Raw genomic sequence first — 17,221 nt, 5'->3', positions numbered from 1 at the left:
GAGGCTTTATGTTGACTGCTACATCGCTCGTTTAAGTGACAGTCTCGCCTTTTTACGCTACTATTTGTATAGGTGTTTGTATCGAAAGGATTGAAATTATGTCACAGCAAGAACATTGGAAATCGAAAATCGGTTTCGTCCTAGCAGCTGCAGGTTCAGCGATTGGACTCGGGGCCATTTGGAAATTCCCTTACGTCGCCGGTACTGGTGGTGGCGGAGCCTTTTTACTACTCTTTTTAGTATTCACATTGCTATTGGGATTCCCTCTATTAATCGGTGAATTCATTCTCGGTCGGAAAAGTCAAAGTGATGCCATTACGACCTATAAAAGGTTTGCGCCACATTCCGCTTGGCATATTACAGGAAGAATTGGCGTTATCACTAGCTTTTTAGTGCTATCCTTTTACAGTGTCGTTGGCGGATGGATTATTCTCTATTTAGGTAAAGCACTCACTGGGGGTATTTCCGGTTTGTCGCAGGATCAGTTTGGCCCTTTATTCGGCGATATTATCGCGAATCCTTTTGCTACATTGATGGGACAACTAATTTTCATGTTGCTCACAATCATTATCGTTGCCCAAGGCATTCAAAAGGGCATTGAAAAGGCTAGTACCATCATGATGCCAGCCTTATTCATTTTATTTATCATCATCGTCATCCGATCACTTAGCTTAGATGGCGCAATGGAAGGCGTTACATTTTTACTCGTACCTGATTTCACTAAACTAACTTCGGAAACGATTTTATTTGCTTTAGGGCAAGCATTTTTCACACTGACACTAGGTGCTTCCGTCATGGTAACGTACGCTTCGTACCTCCCTAAAACACAAAATCTACCAAAATCAGCTCTATCGATTATTGCGATGAATATCATTATCGTGCTATTAGCTGGTTTGGCGATTTTCCCGGGCGTATTTGCATTCGGACTTGAACCAGATGCAGGCCCGACTTTGATTTTTTCTGTATTACCAGCCGTCTTCAATCAAATGCCTTTTGGAACGCTATTTTTCATCGCGTTTTTGGTGTTATTCTTGTTTGCCGCACTCACTTCCGCGTTTTCAATGATTGAAATTATTGTTGCAACAATGACCAAAAATGTTGCGTCGAAACGACAGAAATACACGTGGACAATCGGTATGGCTATTTTCATCGTTGGCATCCCATCCTGCTTATCCTACGGGGTAATGGCCGATGTCAAATTGTTCGACAAAACCGTCTTTGACCTAGTCGATTTTGCGGTAAGTAATGTATTATTACCACTGGGCGCATTATTAATTTCTATTTTCATTCCATTAAAATTATCTAAAAAAGAATTATTTGATGAAATGAAACAAGGTTCTGGCGTCGGAAAGCTATTCTTCAACTGTTGGTTTTATTTATTGAAATATCTCACGCCAATCGCCATTATCATTGTCTTCTTGGATGCGTTGGGTGTGTGGGATTGGTTTTCAAAGAGCTAAGTTTTTAATTTCCGAAAAAGACAGTTTACATAGCTGTCTTTTTTATATTATTCAGCCAAAAAATCCCCTTGTCTCCGTTATAAATGCTTGAATAGACGGTGATAGATAACGATTTTTCATAAAGGTTAAATACACGGTTCTCTCTAGCACAGATGAAGTGATTGTCCTACTCCTAATGGCATAATCACTTGGCCCCTGCAAGTAGTTTTCTGGAATAATCGCAATGCCTAAGTTTTCACGCACAAGGCTTAATACCGTTTCAAAACGTTCAATTTCATATTTGATGGTTGGCGTAGCTCCTTCTAATTCAAACGCCCTCAAAATACCTTCCCTTGTTTGGAAGCCCTTTGTACTGATGATAAACGGCTCCTTCTCCAACATATTTAATGATATGACGTCACTTTCTACTAACGGGTGACTCTCATGTAGGACTAAAACGAGCTTTTCATTATATAAAGGAATTGTTTCAATATCGATTTCTTTCACAAGCTGATTCGTAATGACCGCATGTGTTTCATACTTTCTTAATGACGTTTTCACATCTTCCCCACTCAATACTTCCGTTAATGTAATATTGACTTCGGGAAATTTTTTATTGTACTGAGAAAGCACTTTTGGAATCCAGTGTTTCACTGATTCAATCATTCCAAGCCTAATTTCCCCTTTGCCAACGAGCTTCACTTCCTGCATTTCTTTGTTCACAATCTCCATTTCTAATAAAAGATGGAGTGCCCTGTCATATAAAATTTCTCCCGCTTCGGTCAATCTAATATTTCTTGTATCCCGTTCAATCAGCTGAAATCCTAATTCACTCTCCATATTTTTCATTGCTTTACTTAATGATGGTTGGGAAATATGGAGTTTCTCTGCCGCTTTTGAAAAACTCATTTGATCAACAATCGTAACGAAGTAATTCAGTTTTTTTAGTTCCAAAGTTATCTCTCCTCAACATTTATAGCTGCAGGTTATTCATTTATACTAATTATATATTAGAGTTTATAGATCAAGCGATATATAATTGGTGATATTACTTTTTCTGAAAGTTTGGAAAGGATGAGGGAATTGATGAAAAAAGTAAATTCTACCGTATGGTCTGGACGCACGGATCACCTTGAAAATAAAGCAAGTTTTCGTTATCACCAAGTAGTGAAATTAGCAGAGATACATGAAGTATCGATTTCTCCAAATACTTGTGCTATCGTTGGCTTCGAATGTGAAGAAGGTGTCCGCCGTAACAATGGACGGCTTGGTGCAGCACAAGCTCCTGACGCATTGCGAAGCGAACTTGCGAAACTACCTTGGAAAATGGCAGCGGGGCAACAAATTATCGATGTAGGTAATGTCGAATGCCAAGGCCATGAACTTGAAAATGCTCAACAGCAACTGGGTGATATTGTTGCTGACATCTTACACAAAAAAATGACACCGATTATTTTAGGCGGCGGTCATGAAACCGCTTACGGACATTATCTTGGTGTCCGGAAACATATCGGCGAGGCAGCTTCTCTCGGAATCATCAACATCGACGCCCATTTCGATCTACGCCCTTACGACGAACAGCCTTCATCCGGTACAATGTTTAAGCAGATTCTTGAACAAGATACCAATTGCGGCTATTTCGTAGCAGGAATTCAACGGTATGGCAATACGCAAGAACTGTTTGATCGCGCCGACGCGCTCGGGGTTACCTATGAGTATGAAGAGGATATATCTATCGGAAATATGGACAAGCTAACGGTAGCTCTCGAAAATTTTATCGGCAAACACGATGTAATCTTTCTCACACTATGCACAGACGTTCTGAACGCTGCCTTCGCACCAGGTGTCAGTGCCCCTTCGCCATTCGGCTTAGATCCTTCCGTCGTCCGTTCTATCATTCGAACCGTCACGTCACATGAAAAAACACTATCGTTTGATATATCTGAAGTAAACCCAGTTTTAGATGAAAATAACCGCACTGTCAAACTTGGCGCTTACTTGGTAAATGAAGCCATTACGACATTTTTAGAAGGGAACAACATTCATGACACTCGAGCTTAATCAAATCACAACAATCTTTCTGTCCATTGCACTATTAACGCTAGGAATGATCTTAGTCAAAAAGGTCGGGGTACTGCAGAAGTTTTGTATCCCCGCTCCCGTAGTTGGGGGTTTATTATTCGCACTATTTGCGACTCTTTTCAAGTCACTTGGATGGCTTGAAATTACACTTGATACATCACTACAAAGCTTATTCATGCTAACGTTTTTTACAACAATTGGTTTAGGTGCAAGCTTTAAACTCATTAAACTGGGAGGTAAACTCCTTGTCATTTATTGGCTTGCCTGCGGATTCCTTGCACTTGCACAAAACGCAATTGGTGTTTCCATGGCATATTTATTCGATTTACATCCGCTAATCGGAATGATGGCAGGAGCGGTATCGATGGAAGGTGGTCACGGAGCTGCAACTGCCTTCGGCCAGACTCTTGAAGACCTTGGTATCCAGTCAGCCCTTTCCATCGGAATTGCGGCTGCCACATTCGGCCTGGTAGCTGGTGGTCTCGTTGGCGGTCCTACTGTCAAATACCTTATCACGAAACATAATCTCAAACCCTCGGAAAAAGACGATGAGGTTGGAGGTCATTTTGAAGAAAAAGAAAAGGCAATTCAAACCGATTCCTTCTTCATGCAAATCTTACTCATCACATTTTGTATGGCCATCGGCACGTATCTAGGCGAACTCTTTTCGACTGCAACAGGATTCGTTCTTCCTGGTTACGTAGGCGCTATGTTCGTTGCTGTTCTCGCAAGAAACATTGTCGACCGTATGAATCCAGATCTTATCGACATGAAGGGCATTAGCCTAATCGGTGATGTTTCCCTAGGGATTTTCCTGTCCATGGCACTGATGAGCATTAAGTTATGGGAAGTCGCTGGCCTAGCCCTCCCATTACTTGTTATTGTTTTCATCCAAGTTGTTTTCATTGTCCTATTCAGTATTTTTGTCTTGTTCCGTCTACTTGGGAAAGACTACGATGCAGCCATCATGGTAGCCGGGTTCACTGGACACGGCTTAGGCGCTACACCAAACGCAATGGCCAACATGGCAGCTGTCACGGAACGATTCGGTCCTTCCCGAAAAGCATTTCTTATCGTCCCAATCGTCGGCGCTTTCCTAATCGATGTTTTCGCAATGCCAATTATCATTACGACGATTAATCTGTTTAACTGATGGACAAAAACAATTAGACTCATCAAATAAAACGGAAGACCCCTTGAAGTGGGGTCTTCCGTTTTTCACATTAAGATATAAACTCACATCTGGTAACTACTCAGGAACGGATAGATTACGCTACTGTTCAAATCACACTTCAATAATAATTTATATAAAAAACATGCTTATGATATAATCGAAGAATAATAGCATATGGTTTTCAAGGGTGGTCAGCATCCTGTTTCTTGTTCCGGTCACGGTATATAAAATGTTAAGGAAGGCAGACTAAGTTCGCCGCGTCCTGCGGCAACGTCTGCATGACCCACATCCTGTGGGCCCGGGGTGCTGCTAAGATGACAATATTCGAAACGCTGATGGTCATGATTAGTTTCTCAACTTTACAAGTTGCGACACTGGCACTAGCGTATTCTATGTCACAAAAGAAATAATCCACCCTTGAGTTTAGGCGCTCAGGTGGATTATTTCATCGTGTGATGCTGATCCCCGTATCGGGAACCCATCTATTATGAGTACCACAACGATGCGCAAACATCGTTGTGGTCTTTTTAGTATATCTCGTTGCTACTGTAATTATAACAAACCTTAAAATGACTGTCTACCTATCGGGTTTACATCGCAAATACTCTTCCTTCAAACCACCCGATTCGCCGGCTCTCTTCCCTCCAACACATCCATAATCGCTTGTGCATTCAAGGTCATCATCCCAAGACGCGTCGCAATACTTGCACTACCAATATGCGGTAACACTGTCACATTCGGTAGTGTCAACAACGGATTATCTTGTGGAACAGGTTCCTTTGCAAACACATCAAGCCCCGCCGCCCAAATATCACCATTTTTTAATGCTTCATAGAGCGCTGCTTCATCAACAATGCCACCACGTGCGACATTAATAAGGACTGCTGTCTTTTTCATCAACCCGAGTTCCCTAGCTCCAATCAATCCCGCTGTTTCCGCTGTATACGGCGCAAGAATTACGACAAAATCTACTTCTTTCAACAATGTATCCAGCCCGACATATTCAAAGCCGTGCTCCACTTCTGCATCCATTTTCCGGCTACGATTGTGGTACAAAATCCGCATGTTAAATCCTTTTGCCCGACGTGCTACTGCTTCGCCAATCCGTCCCATGCCGATAATACCAAGCGTCGCGCCTCCAACGTCCATTCCGGTATAAGCCATCGGCGACCACGACGTCCAATTGCCCGTTCGTACATCATTTTCCGCCTCCATCAAACGACGCGCTGTCGCAAGAAGCAGTCCAAATGTCAGATCCGCTGTCGTTTCCGTCAACACATCCGGCGTATTAGTCACGGTAATACCACGTTCCTTGGCAACTTCAAGATCAATATTGTTATAGCCAACCGCCATATTAGCAACAACTTTCAACTTCGTTCCCGCCAGAAGCACCTCTTGATCAATAGAATCGGCCAGAACGCTCCATAATGCATCCGCTTCTACAACTTCTTGTAATAGAACCTCACGCGGAACTGACTCACTTTCAGACTCCCACATCCGCACATCAAACTTCTCCAGAAGTGGTGCTATCACGCTATCATCTAGTTTTCTTGTTACATAGATTCTTGGTTTCATTTCAATTCCCCCTTGCATCTATCACAATTTTAACACAACTCTGTGAGTCGGGAGAGTAATTGCAACGTTTTCGAATAACTTAACAACGTTTCTACTAAACTAAACAACGATTTCGCCAAACTAAGCAACATTCCACTATTCCCCACAAAAAAGACACTACCGAAGTAGTGCCTCATCCACCAATATAACTCATACCAATCTTCTTACGATTTTTCGCCGTCTGTTCCGTCCGCTCATCCGAATAACGGTCTCCACGACGCCCCCAAACACCTGAAATGGCGTCTAGTAATTCCGCATCGGACAATCCACCTCGAATCAATTCCCGTAAATCGAACCCATCTGATGCAAATAAACACGTATACAATTTACCATCCGACGACAATCTCGCCCGTGTACAGGTTGAACAGAACGATTCCGAAACAGATGTGATGAAACCAACCTGCGCCCCGTTATCCATATAACGATAGCGTTTCGCAACTTCGCCGTAATAATCCTGATCGGCAGGTTCCATATCATGTACAGCACGCAACCTATCATAAATCTCTTTCTTCGTGACCACTTTTTCAAAGCTCCAGCCATTGTCATTGCCTACATCCATAAACTCGATGAAACGCAGTGTAATACCTCGCTCTTTAAAGTAAGCCGCCATCGGTAGAATCTCATCCTCATTGACGCCTTTTTGAACGACCATATTCATTTTGATTTCAAAGCCAATTTGTTGCGCATAATCGATATTAGAAAGAATGAGCTCCGGTTTAATGCCTCTCCCGTTTAATTTGCCGAAAATCTCCGGGTCTAGTGCATCAAGGCTCATATTCAAACGGCGAAGGCCGGCATCATAAAGTGGCTGTGCATATTGCTTGAGCAACACGCCATTCGTCGTCAACCCGATATCCTCAATGCCTTCAATTCCCATCAGCTTCCCAATCAATTCTGGAAGATCACGCCTCATAAGGGGTTCGCCACCTGTCAAACGGAGCTTCTTGACGCCCAATGAAGCAAATAAACGTGTAAACCGTTCAATTTCCTCAAACGACAGCAATTCTTTTTTCGGTAAAAATACATAATCGTCACCGAATATTTCCTTCGGCATGCAATAGGAACATCTGAAGTTACAGCGGTCCGTTACCGATATCCGTAAATCCCGAATCGGTCGTCCCAGCTTATCTACGATTGCTTCCACACACTCAGCTCCCTTCCAATACCCCAGGCGTATTCACATTGGTGAACACCCGCTTTTCATCATCCGTCAACAAACCGCCATCTATCCACCTAACACCACTCTTTGCAAGGACAGGCATAACACGCAATTGCCCATTATCCAACGCCTCTTGAAGATTACCCTTCACACGGCTATCCCAAATGGACACAAGCGGATGCTGCCGCCCATCTACCACAACCGCTGTTACACGTTGTTCATGTTGTAACAACAACTTCCCAATAACCGCTTCATCGACATATGGCATATCGCAAGGCAACACGATATAGCGGTCCGCTTCCACGGATTCCATCGCAGACAGGATCCCTGCAAGCGGACCGAGTCCCTTATAGTCAATAATATCAGTTATCGCTGTTATCCCTTCAGGAAAACATTCCAAAAGCTCCCGTCTTGTTACGATGATTACCTCATCACAATGAGCCTTCAATGCTTCCGTCGCCCGCTCATAAAAATACCGATTATCGAGCTTCGCAAATGCTTTAGGAGAACCAAATCGAAGCGATAATCCTCCCGCAAGAACGACACCAACCGTCCTCGTCATCCGCCACTCACCGGAGGGATAAATGCGCAAACATCACCTGATTGGATCACATCTTCCTTCAAGGCATACTCTTCATTGACGGCAACATGCACGGTATCTTTGCCAAAACCGGGATAAGTAGCCTCTGCCCAGTCCAGCAATTCTGTCACTGTCATGGATTGTTGTTCAATTGTCTCTTCCGCCTTGCCCGTTAATTCGCGTAGCCTGGCAAAATAATTTACTTTAATCACTGTTCTGCACTCCCCTTTTCAGGATACTTTTTCTGTCCGCCAATCCACTCTTCGCCGTCTTCCCAAATCTCTTTCTTCCAAATGGGCACGACTTCCTTAATGCGTTCGATGGCATATTCATTCGCTTCATAAGCTGCTTTTCGATGCGGAGACGATACAGCAATGACGACAGCAATATCTGAAATATGCATCTCGCCAATTCGATGTGCAATCGCTACTTTTACACCTGGCCATTTTTCTTCCATTTCAGCACCAATTTGCGCTAATTTCTTTTCTGCCATCGGTACGTACGCCTCGTATGCCAAATATAATGTACGAATCCCATGTGTCCATTCCCGCACATGCCCCGTAAATACAGTGACAGCACCCGCACCCGCGTGAAGTACATAATCCGAATATTTTTGTGTTTCAATCGGCGTTTCTACAATTTCAAACGGTTTCATTGCCGTCCTCCTCTATCCATTCAAGGAACCAGTGATCCAGTTGCTCGACATCTGTCCTGGATGCGATTTGCCTACTGCCCGCTACAATTTCTGGACAACCGACAACAAGTTGAATGCCTGACAAGTTCCGCAAGGTCTCCCAATCTTCCGCGTTCCTTACCAGCACCACTTTGTCTCCTTGTTGTTCCTTATACCCTTCTACAAGTAAAATACTCGGACGCCTCATTGCCGCCATCTCTTTCAGCTCCGCGAACCCTGGCTCTTCATTAACCAATAATTGAACAGCTCCGCCACCTGCAACGACCGATACATCTGCTCCACCGTTGAAAAATTGCATCGTATCCGTCGAAGCATCCGGCATGGCAGGTTGTCCGCCATGACCATGATGCTTCAATACCGCAACCTTCAATCCTTGTTCTTTCACTAAACGAACCCATCTCGCAACGAGCGTCGTCTTGCCACTATTTTTAAAACCTACGACATGGAGTGTCTTCATAGCACCCATTCACTAACACCTTGCTCAGCTCCAAGTAATAAAATATCCACTTCCGTACCTGTCACGAAACCACGCGTTCCGCTTGGTAAGACTATCAGGCAATTTCCTCGCGCTATGGAAGACACTGCATTTGATTTATTGAAACCAGCAGGCACAGCAACCATTCCTTCTGGTGTCATATCCCACATTGCACGAATGAAACGCGTAAATGGATTTGGTTTGACGAAATCTTCACCAAGCTTTGCTGTCATACGTGGCATATACGGTGCCGTTCCGCCCATCATCCCAATAATCGCTGGTCGCGCAAACAATTCAAACCCCGTAAAGCAAGCAGATGGATTACCCGATAAGCCAAACAGTAGCTGATTACCAAGGGCCGCCACCGTCGTCACACTACCCGGTCGCATCGCCACTTTGTTGAATAAAACCTTAGCACCCAGACGCTCATAAATGGCAGGTAAATAATCATAATCACCGACTGAAACCCCGCCCGTCGTAATGAGGACATCCGTTTCAGCAAGTGCTTGTTCAACGATTGCCGTACACGCATCCAAATCATCCGCCTGCATACCGTAAGACTGATAGCGAATGCCCATCCGTTCCAGCTGCGCTGCAATCATAGGACCATTTGAATTACGAATTTTCCCAGGTGCCAATTGTTCATCAACACGCAATAACTCTGTCCCCGTCGATAAAATCCCGACAGTAGGACGTTTTGCCACTTCGACATTCGCATAACCGAACGTTGCCAGCAGCGCAATTGTCCCCGGATGAATCAATGTGCCAGCTTCAATTAACAGTTCTCCTTCTTTCGCATCTTCACCTTTGAAGGACATATTTTCACCAGGACTAAACGGTTTTCGTAATGTAAAGCCACCTGCCTGCTCAACAGTTTGCTCCAGCATCACGACTGCATCCGCATTGTCAGGAATCGGCGCACCCGTCATAATCCGGTATGCTTCCCCTTCGCCAATCGCACGATTTGCTACATAGCCAGCGCTGATTTCTCCAATTACACTGAACGCAACCCGGTTATCTCCCGATGCACCAGTCGTATCTTGCGCACGAACTGCGAAGCCATCATACGGTGATCGATTAAAGGATGGGACGTCATGCTGCGCAATGATTGGTTGCGCAAGAATTCTTCCATATGTATGTTCAAGTGGAACCATTTCTGTTCCGGTAGTATGTATATGCTCCATTACAAGTCGAACTGCCTCCGTCACCGGAATTGGCTTTCTCATTTCTACCATACTAATCCCTCACATTCTTCTGGTATACTAACACTATATTGTTCGAAAGGAATGAATCCATTGTCAGAACTCACGCATTTTAACGAACAGGGCCGTGCGAAAATGGTCGACGTTTCCGATAAAACCGAAACCATCAGAACAGCTATCGCAACCTCTTCCATACTCGTCAATGAAACCATCCATTCTCAAATTACAGAAGGGACAAATAAGAAAGGCGATGTCTTTGCAGTTGCCCAAGTCGCGGCAATCATGGCGGCCAAAAACACATCTACCTTTATCCCGATGTGCCACCCAATTCCATTAACAGGCGTCGACATTCAGTTCGAATGGAACATCGATGAAACAGCAGCACATTATGAGGTCTTGATTCAAGCTGAAGCCAAAACAAAAGGCGTAACAGGTGTCGAAATGGAAGCACTTACCGCCGCTTCTGCAGCTGCACTTACTATCTACGACATGTGTAAAGCTGCTGGCAAAGAAATGATTATCGGACCGACTATGCTTGTTCGCAAAACTGGCGGGAAAAATGGCGATTATAACCGACAGGTATGAGGATGCTTTACGCATCCTTTTTTTATCGTCTAGGCTCCTGCGCCTACCCCCTCGAGTCGCTTCAGTCTTGCTGTAAAGGCAAAGGACGCCTTTGCCTTCCAGCCTTCCAGCCTTCCAGCACTTGCCGGGACTGAACAGGCGCTAGCGCTTTTGTTAGTCGACTAGATGTTTTGTCAACTCATGCACAATATGATGCAATTCCGGAACAATCAACTTATCCATCGCCAACCCAACAGCCTTTTCTGAACCTGGAAGTGCAAACAACACTTTCTCCTGAATAGTCCCAGCTGTTGCTCTGCTCAATAGCGCCTTCGATCCTACATCCTCTGTATAGCTTAAAAACCGGAACAATTCACCAAATCCATCTAGTGTTTTTGTGAAATAAGGTGTCACTGTTTCAATCGTGACATCACGGAAACCAATGCCCGTTCCGCCTGTCGTAATGATGGCATGGACATTTGGATTTCTTAGCCATTCCTCAAGTATCGACTCAATTTCCATCTGATCATCCTGGCATAACCACGTTTCAAAAATATGATGCCCCGCCGTTTCAAGCTTCGTTCGGATTGTCCATCCACTGCGGTCATTCGCCACATTACGCGTATCGCTTACCGTCAACACACAACAGACTAACTTCTTCTCTTCATTATGTAAATGCGACAAGATAATTCCCTCACTTCATCCGAAAAATTGATGGTACAGTTTACGCCCAACCTTCATATCCTTCAGTCCATGAATTAATAACCGACCATTTCCAAATAAAATACAGCGATAACCACTTGCATGAAATTCTACAAAGAAAGGTGTTACTTTATAAGGCGCACCTAAGCGCTTAGCAACAAGTTCCCCATCCGCAATCGTCAAAGGACGCACACTATCCGGAATAATTTGCACCGTATCCCTTCCACATAAAACCGCATAGCCGGTTCCTTCTGAACGATGTAAACTCGGATACGTCGGTGTTTTCCCGCATGTCTCACATACTTCGCTACGCATTCGGGAAATCCCTGCCTCAACATGCGTATTGTTCCAGACATCAAAATGATAGACTTTCGTGCGCATGGACTCCACATTACCCGTTAGCCATTTTAACGCCTCGGCACTTTGATGGGCAGCAGTAATTTGCACAGCCGGTGCGATAATTCCTGCGGTATCGCATGTTTCATTCACAGATGGTAATACGGGGAGCAAGCAACGGAAACAAGCAGACTTCCCTGGAATGAATGGAAAAACAGTACCTGAACTACCCACACAAGCCCCGTACACCCATGGGATATCCATTTTCCATGCGATGTCATTTATTAGGAGGCGTGTTTCAAAATTGTCGGTGGCATCCATAATCAAATCTGCATCTTGCGCGAGATTCTCCATCAATGCTCCATCAATATGATCGAGCATCGTTACGATATCAACATCTTGTCGAATATCTTTCAACCGTCTTTCAGCTGCAACTACTTTCGGTACACCATCCCGTGCATCTTGTTCGATAAATAGCTGCTGTCTTTGTAAGTTTGTCGACTCGACATAATCCCGGTCCGCAATCGTCAATTTACCGACCCCTGCACGGACAAGCGTCTCTGATATAGCTGACCCCAATGCGCCACAGCCAATGATGACAACATGTGATGCGCTTAGCTTGTCCTGTCCAAGCTGTCCAATCGGTGTAAACAATGTTTGTCTTGAATAGCGATTGTCCAAAATATCACCCTTTTTCTTCTGTCTAGCTCCAGGCCCACAGGATGCAGGTCACAATCCATCCTCGTTGTCAGAGCTAGCAGGAAACTAGTCATGCAGTGAGGAAGGATGTCGTGATCTTAGACTGCCTTTTCATTTAAAAATGAAGCGAGGGCTTCCGGTCAATTTGACCGGCTGCCCTCTTCACCCGGAGGCGTTATATCACTAAATGTCCCCACGTAACGGATTGTCTCACCAGAATCATTTGTTACTGAATTGATAGAAAGTAGTTCCAAATATTCCTCACCATTTTTCTTCTTATTCCAAACTTTGCCGTGCCACTCACCTTGTTGCCCAATTTGGCTCCACATTGTTGTGTAAAACTCAGTCGATTGTCTGCCTGAGCTAAGGATATTCGGGCTTCTGCCGATTACTTCCTCTTTAGCGTAGCCTGTTAGTTTAGTAAAAGCCGGATTAATCAACTCGATTTTCCCAGCAGTATCTGTCACAAGAATACCCTGTCCTGTTGAGTTAAACACTTCTGCCGCAGCCGATACACGATCCATATAATAGAGCCAAACAACGAGCACTAGACTGGCAAGTGCCACTTGCGAAAACGCCATAAACCCGATTGAATAAGAACCTGTCATCGAGTGAATAACGGAGAGCAACAATGGCGGGAAAAATCCACCTAGACCACCCATCATTGATACAATCCCATTGACAATCCCCGCTTGCTTATTAAAATAGAATGGCACGAGTTTAAAGATGACTCCATTCCCAATTCCAGCAGCAGTCGCAATTAGCATACTCCCGACCGTATAAAGCATAATCGATGGAGAAAATGCTAGAAGAAATGCTGCAAATGTTAAGCAAGAAAAGACCCCCATTAGAAGGAACAATGGTTGGAATTTATCTGCAAGCCATCCACCCACTGGACGAAGGAATGTTGCCACGACGATAAATCCTGCCGTCCGCATACCCGCATCTACTTTCTCTAGTTCGAAATAAGTGACAAGAAAGTTTGGTAAGAATATCGTAAAGGCAACGAACGAACCGAACGTAATGAAGTAGAACAATGAGAAGAACCACAATTTCTCATTTTTATAAACGCCTTTGATCTGCTCAACAATAGGTGTTTTTACTTTTGCTTCCTTACGATCACCAAATATGAAATTCAATGCTGCAAAAATTAACAGCAAGACCAGATAGAATTTAACAGTCATCGACCAACCCACTTGCGTGGCAATGACAGGCGCTGCGAATGTAGAAATCGCTGTACCCATATTCCCCATCCCGTAAATCCCGTTGACAAGACCATGCTTCTCTTTCGGGAAATACTTCGGTAGCGATGTAACCCCTACAGAAAATACAGCTCCGCCGATTCCCAGGAATGTTCCACCGATGATCAAATCTGTAAACGTTGATGCTTCACTTATGTAGAACACTGGAAATAGTAGTAAAATGAAGCTTACAAAAAAGATAAGCCTTGCACCAAATACGTTCGCATAGTAGCCTAGTGGAATTCTAAGAACAGACCCTAACACGACTGGCACAGCCGTTACAATCGCTAGCTTTTCCGCTGGAATTGCAATATCTTCTCGAATGAATGGCAATAGTGAAGATATGAGTACCCATACCATAAAGCCGACTACTAAGTTTGCCGTCTGCAACGGCAATTGCGCTTTTCTAATCATCCCAATCAGTCCAATCCTATTAATTACTAATGCTATAGTATGATTGTAACGACTGTAATTCTTAAAAACTATTGGGTGCTCCCCTCTAATGCGCTAGGGAAATCCCTATATCCTTTTGTTGTCACAAAATAGACGTATACAATTGCTCATATAGCTTATCTTGTTCTTCAATTCTCAAAATATTATTGACCATTGGGAAGAGAATGGACTCCTCTTTGACAAAGTGAACCGTAATCACTTCGAATGCTTCACCTGCATCCTTAACGACATCTTTCATGTCCTTCATCGTCATTTTACTTAAATCGCCGCGCGTATGATGAAGGAAGTGACCAATATAAGCATCAATTTCTTCATGCTCCTCTTCCGTTGCATTGACGGGTCCTTGTTCAGTACCTACATACCTGGCAAGTAAAGGGAAAAGGTGCTCTTCTTCTTTCTCCGTATGATTTTTTAACGGGTCAATAAACTCGATCAGCTTTCTGCGAAGTGTCTGTAGTGCTTCATGCCCTTCTTCGAGCGTGTACATATCACGTTGAAAAGCGAGGACGATTAAATGCCAATCTTGCATCAAGTACAGCAAATAATTATGTTCATTTTCAAGGACACGCAATGCTGGTAGATCAAATTTAAACTTCTTTTCTTCTGCCACCGCTTATGCACCTCATCTTTAAAAGTTTAAAAACTTTTTCTTTAACGCATATTCAACGAGCTCAGGACGGCCTTTCAGTTGAAGCTTTTCCATAATTTTAGACTTATGGGCTTCCACTGTTTTAACGGATATATACAACTTCTCCGCAATTTCTTTATTGCCATAGCCCTTTGCGACAAGTGGGAGAACTTCAATCTCACGTTTCGACAAAATTTTGTATGGATCCGTTTCCACTCCATCGCCATCTTTTTTAACAAACTCTCGAACAAGTGATGTCGCCATCGTCGGATGAATGTACGTCCCGCCTCCATAGACAATCCGAATGGCATCAAATAATTCTTCATCTGGTGAATTTTTCAGGACATAGCCTGATGCACCATTTTTTAAGACATGAAATAAATATTCCTCATCGTCATACATCGTTAAAATAAGAATTTTCGTTTCCGGAAAATCCTCTTTTATTTTCCCGGTTGCAATAAGACCACTTTCCCCTGGCGGCATACTTAAGTCCATTAGCAATAAATCAGGGCGATGCTTAGCGACTAAATCATATGCCTCTAAACCATCAGCCGCAGTTGCAACAACTTCCATATCGCTTTGGAAGTTTAATATATGCATAAACCCACTACGAACGACTGCGTGATCATCTGCAATTATGATTTTCAACGGTTGATCACTCCTTTGTTAGTGGTATTTCCAGTCGAACAATAGTGCCTTTACTCAATTCCGAAAGGATAATGATATCTCCTTCGACAAGGGCAGCTCTTTCTTTCATACCATATAAACCCAATCCGGTCCCTTTTGGATGAACCGCATTCGAATCAAATCCATTTCCTTCATCGATAACATGTAATTTCAAAAAGCCATCCTTTTCAAACAACCGAACAGTAATATCATCCGTATCGGCGTATTTCAACGCATTGAACACAGCCTCCTGACAAATCCGGTAGACAACCGTTTCAACTTCACCGCCATACCTTTTTGAATGAAGCTCAGATGTAAAATGCACAATTAGCCCGTAATTTTTTTCAATCCATTTAAAATGTGTTCTAAACGCAGCTTCGAGTCCTAGATCATCTAAAGTAGCAGGTCGCAACTCGACGGAAAGATGTCGAATATCATCTAACAGCCGCATTAGTGAACCTTCCGTCTGTTGTACCTTTTTCAGTACTTCCGTATCAATATTCATATACTTCAATACGCGTAATTCAACCAATGAGCTAAGCATTTCCTGCGCCACACTATCATGAAGCTCTCTGGAAATCCGTTTTCGTTCGTCTTCCTGGGCTTTAATAATACTTTTCATCATCATTTTTTGATTCAAAGATTCTTGCGTCTTATATTGTTTAGTCAAATCACGAAGCATAAAGACACGGATACCATTTTCCTCATCAATGGTTTGGTAGCTACCTGTATAAGGGATAACCCCTTTTCCTTTTGTATCCAAATAGACTTGGAATGAAGTTAAATCTTGCTGCGGATTCTTGATGTAACAAGACAGGCATGTCCGAAGCTCCTGTTCACTTGTATACCCTTTACATGGCAAACAAATTGCTTCGCTGTCACCTGCCGCTATTCGATCTAGTACATCCGGATCCAAAATAAGTTCGGCGGCATTATTCATCGATATCACTTTTCGATTGCGATCAAAAAAGAAGATAGCTTCAGCTGAATTGTCATACATTTTCATCAACAAATCTTGCAATTGAAGATTATCTAAACGTATCAATCCTTCACCTTCTCCCTGTTATAAAAAGGTCCAAATCTCGGGCCAATTACCTGTTTAAAATCCTCGAATCCTTGCGGTGTTAATTTCTTTCCAGCACGGTACCCGACGAGTAACACACCTTTAACCCGATTATATTTGTATAAAGGAATCGCCCCAAAACTTTTCAATCCTTCTGAAACGACAATCGGATAATTAAATAAATCTTTCTCCTCAAGCATCTCTTCTACGTCCTCTACAAGGAACGGTTTACCTGTTTTAAAAACATGCCCTGCAACACCTTTACCTGTTTGCAAAACAATTCTTCGATAACGATTACTTCGATTCCCTGCGGCAAATTCCCATTTGAGCTCGAAATGACGTTCAGCCGATTGAACAAGCGCCACTCCAACAAAATCAAAGCCAAAATGAGCTTTTAACTGTTCTATTTCCTGTTGATAATTAAAAACCTTCATTCCATCCATAATCTAT

20 protein-coding genes are annotated in these 17,221 nt (G+C 43.4%); 5 read left to right on the top strand and 15 right to left on the bottom strand.

Annotation, left to right across the window (positions count from 1 at the left end):
* Positions 1-98 precede the first annotated feature (98 nt).
* On the top strand, positions 99-1,460 hold the full coding sequence (locus R2B72_RS03630) for a sodium-dependent transporter (RefSeq protein WP_318614881.1): 1,362 nt from the start codon (positions 99-101) through the stop codon (positions 1,458-1,460).
* 51 nt (positions 1,461-1,511) lie between these two features.
* Here R2B72_RS03630 and R2B72_RS03625 read toward each other — a convergent pair whose 3' ends face one another.
* Positions 1,512-2,393 carry a LysR family transcriptional regulator gene (locus R2B72_RS03625; protein ID WP_318614880.1) on the bottom strand — a complete coding sequence of 294 codons (882 nt, stop codon included), beginning with the start codon at positions 2,391-2,393 and terminating at the stop codon, positions 1,512-1,514.
* A gap of 120 nt (positions 2,394-2,513) precedes the next feature.
* Between R2B72_RS03625 and hutG the strand changes: the two genes are divergently transcribed.
* The 3 genes from hutG to R2B72_RS03610 all read left to right on the top strand — a co-directional run bounded on the left by hutG (position 2,514) and on the right by R2B72_RS03610 (position 5,105).
* On the top strand, positions 2,514-3,500 hold the full coding sequence (hutG, locus tag R2B72_RS03620) for a formimidoylglutamase (protein ID WP_412177788.1): 987 nt from the start codon (positions 2,514-2,516) through the stop codon (positions 3,498-3,500).
* Complete coding sequence (gltS, locus tag R2B72_RS03615) at positions 3,484-4,674, top strand: sodium/glutamate symporter (RefSeq protein WP_318614876.1); 1,191 nt, start codon at positions 3,484-3,486, stop codon at positions 4,672-4,674. Before hutG ends, gltS begins: the two co-directional genes overlap by 17 nt.
* Before the next feature lie 335 nt (positions 4,675-5,009).
* Positions 5,010-5,105: a putative holin-like toxin gene (locus R2B72_RS03610; RefSeq protein ID WP_318614875.1), complete on the top strand. Its 96-nt coding sequence runs from the start codon at positions 5,010-5,012 to the stop codon at positions 5,103-5,105.
* 202 nt (positions 5,106-5,307) lie between these two features.
* Here R2B72_RS03610 and R2B72_RS03605 read toward each other — a convergent pair whose 3' ends face one another.
* The 7 genes from R2B72_RS03605 to glp all read right to left on the bottom strand — a co-directional run bounded on the left by R2B72_RS03605 (position 5,308) and on the right by glp (position 10,452).
* A complete protein-coding gene (locus R2B72_RS03605) occupies positions 5,308-6,270 on the bottom strand; it encodes a D-glycerate dehydrogenase (protein WP_318614874.1) in 963 nt (320 codons plus the stop codon).
* A 172-nt stretch (positions 6,271-6,442) separates the two neighbouring features.
* Complete coding sequence (moaA, locus tag R2B72_RS03600; protein WP_318614873.1) at positions 6,443-7,453, bottom strand: GTP 3',8-cyclase MoaA; 1,011 nt, start codon at positions 7,451-7,453, stop codon at positions 6,443-6,445.
* A gap of 4 nt (positions 7,454-7,457) precedes the next feature.
* Positions 7,458-8,030 (bottom strand): molybdenum cofactor guanylyltransferase, encoded by a 573-nt coding sequence (locus tag R2B72_RS03595; RefSeq protein ID WP_318614871.1) that lies wholly within the window; start codon positions 8,028-8,030, stop codon positions 7,458-7,460.
* Positions 8,027-8,260, bottom strand: coding sequence for a molybdopterin converting factor subunit 1 (gene moaD, locus R2B72_RS03590; protein ID WP_318614870.1), 234 nt, complete (start codon positions 8,258-8,260; stop codon positions 8,027-8,029). The genes R2B72_RS03595 and moaD overlap by 4 nt, the downstream gene beginning before the upstream one ends.
* On the bottom strand, positions 8,257-8,703 hold the full coding sequence (locus R2B72_RS03585) for a molybdenum cofactor biosynthesis protein MoaE (protein ID WP_318614869.1): 447 nt from the start codon (positions 8,701-8,703) through the stop codon (positions 8,257-8,259). Before R2B72_RS03585 ends, moaD begins: the two co-directional genes overlap by 4 nt.
* Positions 8,690-9,208, bottom strand: coding sequence for a molybdopterin-guanine dinucleotide biosynthesis protein B (mobB, locus tag R2B72_RS03580; protein ID WP_318614868.1), 519 nt, complete (start codon positions 9,206-9,208; stop codon positions 8,690-8,692). Before mobB ends, R2B72_RS03585 begins: the two co-directional genes overlap by 14 nt.
* Positions 9,196-10,452 (bottom strand): gephyrin-like molybdotransferase Glp, encoded by a 1,257-nt coding sequence (glp, locus tag R2B72_RS03575; protein ID WP_318614867.1) that lies wholly within the window; start codon positions 10,450-10,452, stop codon positions 9,196-9,198. Before glp ends, mobB begins: the two co-directional genes overlap by 13 nt.
* Before the next feature lie 60 nt (positions 10,453-10,512).
* Here glp and moaC point away from each other — a divergent pair, with 60 nt between their 5' ends.
* Complete coding sequence (gene moaC / locus R2B72_RS03570) at positions 10,513-11,004, top strand: cyclic pyranopterin monophosphate synthase MoaC (protein ID WP_318614865.1); 492 nt, start codon at positions 10,513-10,515, stop codon at positions 11,002-11,004.
* A gap of 153 nt (positions 11,005-11,157) precedes the next feature.
* On the opposite strand, the gene R2B72_RS03565 is transcribed toward moaC, so the two are convergent.
* The 7 genes from R2B72_RS03565 to R2B72_RS03535 form a co-directional block, all read right to left on the bottom strand.
* On the bottom strand, positions 11,158-11,670 hold the full coding sequence (locus tag R2B72_RS03565) for a MogA/MoaB family molybdenum cofactor biosynthesis protein (protein ID WP_318614965.1): 513 nt from the start codon (positions 11,668-11,670) through the stop codon (positions 11,158-11,160).
* Between the two features lie 12 nt (positions 11,671-11,682).
* Complete coding sequence (locus R2B72_RS03560; protein ID WP_318614864.1) at positions 11,683-12,702, bottom strand: ThiF family adenylyltransferase; 1,020 nt, start codon at positions 12,700-12,702, stop codon at positions 11,683-11,685.
* Positions 12,703-12,860: 158 nt separating this feature from the next.
* Positions 12,861-14,375, bottom strand: a complete 1,515-nt coding sequence (locus R2B72_RS03555) for an MFS transporter (protein WP_318614863.1) — start codon at positions 14,373-14,375, stop codon at positions 12,861-12,863.
* A gap of 121 nt (positions 14,376-14,496) precedes the next feature.
* Entirely contained in the window at positions 14,497-15,024 is a 528-nt protein-coding gene (locus tag R2B72_RS03550) for a hemerythrin domain-containing protein (protein ID WP_318614861.1), read from the bottom strand.
* Between the two features lie 18 nt (positions 15,025-15,042).
* Positions 15,043-15,690 (bottom strand): response regulator transcription factor, encoded by a 648-nt coding sequence (locus R2B72_RS03545; protein ID WP_318614860.1) that lies wholly within the window; start codon positions 15,688-15,690, stop codon positions 15,043-15,045.
* Between the two features lie 7 nt (positions 15,691-15,697).
* The gene (locus tag R2B72_RS03540; RefSeq protein ID WP_318614859.1) at positions 15,698-16,753 is read right to left on the bottom strand and encodes an ATP-binding protein; all 1,056 of its coding nucleotides are present in this window, start codon (positions 16,751-16,753) and stop codon (positions 15,698-15,700) included.
* Positions 16,750-17,214, bottom strand: a complete 465-nt coding sequence (locus tag R2B72_RS03535) for a GAF domain-containing protein (protein WP_318614857.1) — start codon at positions 17,212-17,214, stop codon at positions 16,750-16,752. Before R2B72_RS03535 ends, R2B72_RS03540 begins: the two co-directional genes overlap by 4 nt.
* Positions 17,215-17,221 lie beyond the last annotated feature (7 nt).

The sequence above is a fragment of the Sporosarcina sp. YIM B06819 genome (assembly GCF_033485175.1).
Lineage (GTDB): Bacteria > Bacillota > Bacilli > Bacillales_A > Planococcaceae > Sporosarcina.
This window is presented reverse-complemented; position numbering and strand designations above follow the sequence as displayed.

Excerpts from the sequence above, each read along its gene's own strand:
- hutG (WP_412177788.1), top strand. The coding sequence starts at position 2,514 with ATGAGGGAATTGATGAAAAAAGTAAATTCTACCGTATGGTCTGGACGC.
- R2B72_RS03630 (WP_318614881.1), top strand. The coding sequence starts at position 99 with ATGTCACAGCAAGAACATTGGAAATCGAAAATCGGTTTCGTCCTAGCA.
- R2B72_RS03610 (WP_318614875.1), top strand. The coding sequence starts at position 5,010 with ATGACAATATTCGAAACGCTGATGGTCATGATTAGTTTCTCAACTTTA.
- gltS (WP_318614876.1), top strand. The coding sequence starts at position 3,484 with ATGACACTCGAGCTTAATCAAATCACAACAATCTTTCTGTCCATTGCA.
- R2B72_RS03585 (WP_318614869.1), bottom strand. The coding sequence starts at position 8,703 with ATGAAACCGTTTGAAATTGTAGAAACGCCGATTGAAACACAAAAATAT.
- mobB (WP_318614868.1), bottom strand. The coding sequence starts at position 9,208 with ATGGGTGCTATGAAGACACTCCATGTCGTAGGTTTTAAAAATAGTGGC.
- R2B72_RS03555 (WP_318614863.1), bottom strand. The coding sequence starts at position 14,375 with ATGATTAGAAAAGCGCAATTGCCGTTGCAGACGGCAAACTTAGTAGTC.
- R2B72_RS03535 (WP_318614857.1), bottom strand. The coding sequence starts at position 17,214 with ATGGATGGAATGAAGGTTTTTAATTATCAACAGGAAATAGAACAGTTA.
- R2B72_RS03605 (WP_318614874.1), bottom strand. The coding sequence starts at position 6,270 with ATGAAACCAAGAATCTATGTAACAAGAAAACTAGATGATAGCGTGATA.
- R2B72_RS03595 (WP_318614871.1), bottom strand. The coding sequence starts at position 8,030 with ATGACGAGGACGGTTGGTGTCGTTCTTGCGGGAGGATTATCGCTTCGA.
- glp (WP_318614867.1), bottom strand. The coding sequence starts at position 10,452 with ATGGTAGAAATGAGAAAGCCAATTCCGGTGACGGAGGCAGTTCGACTT.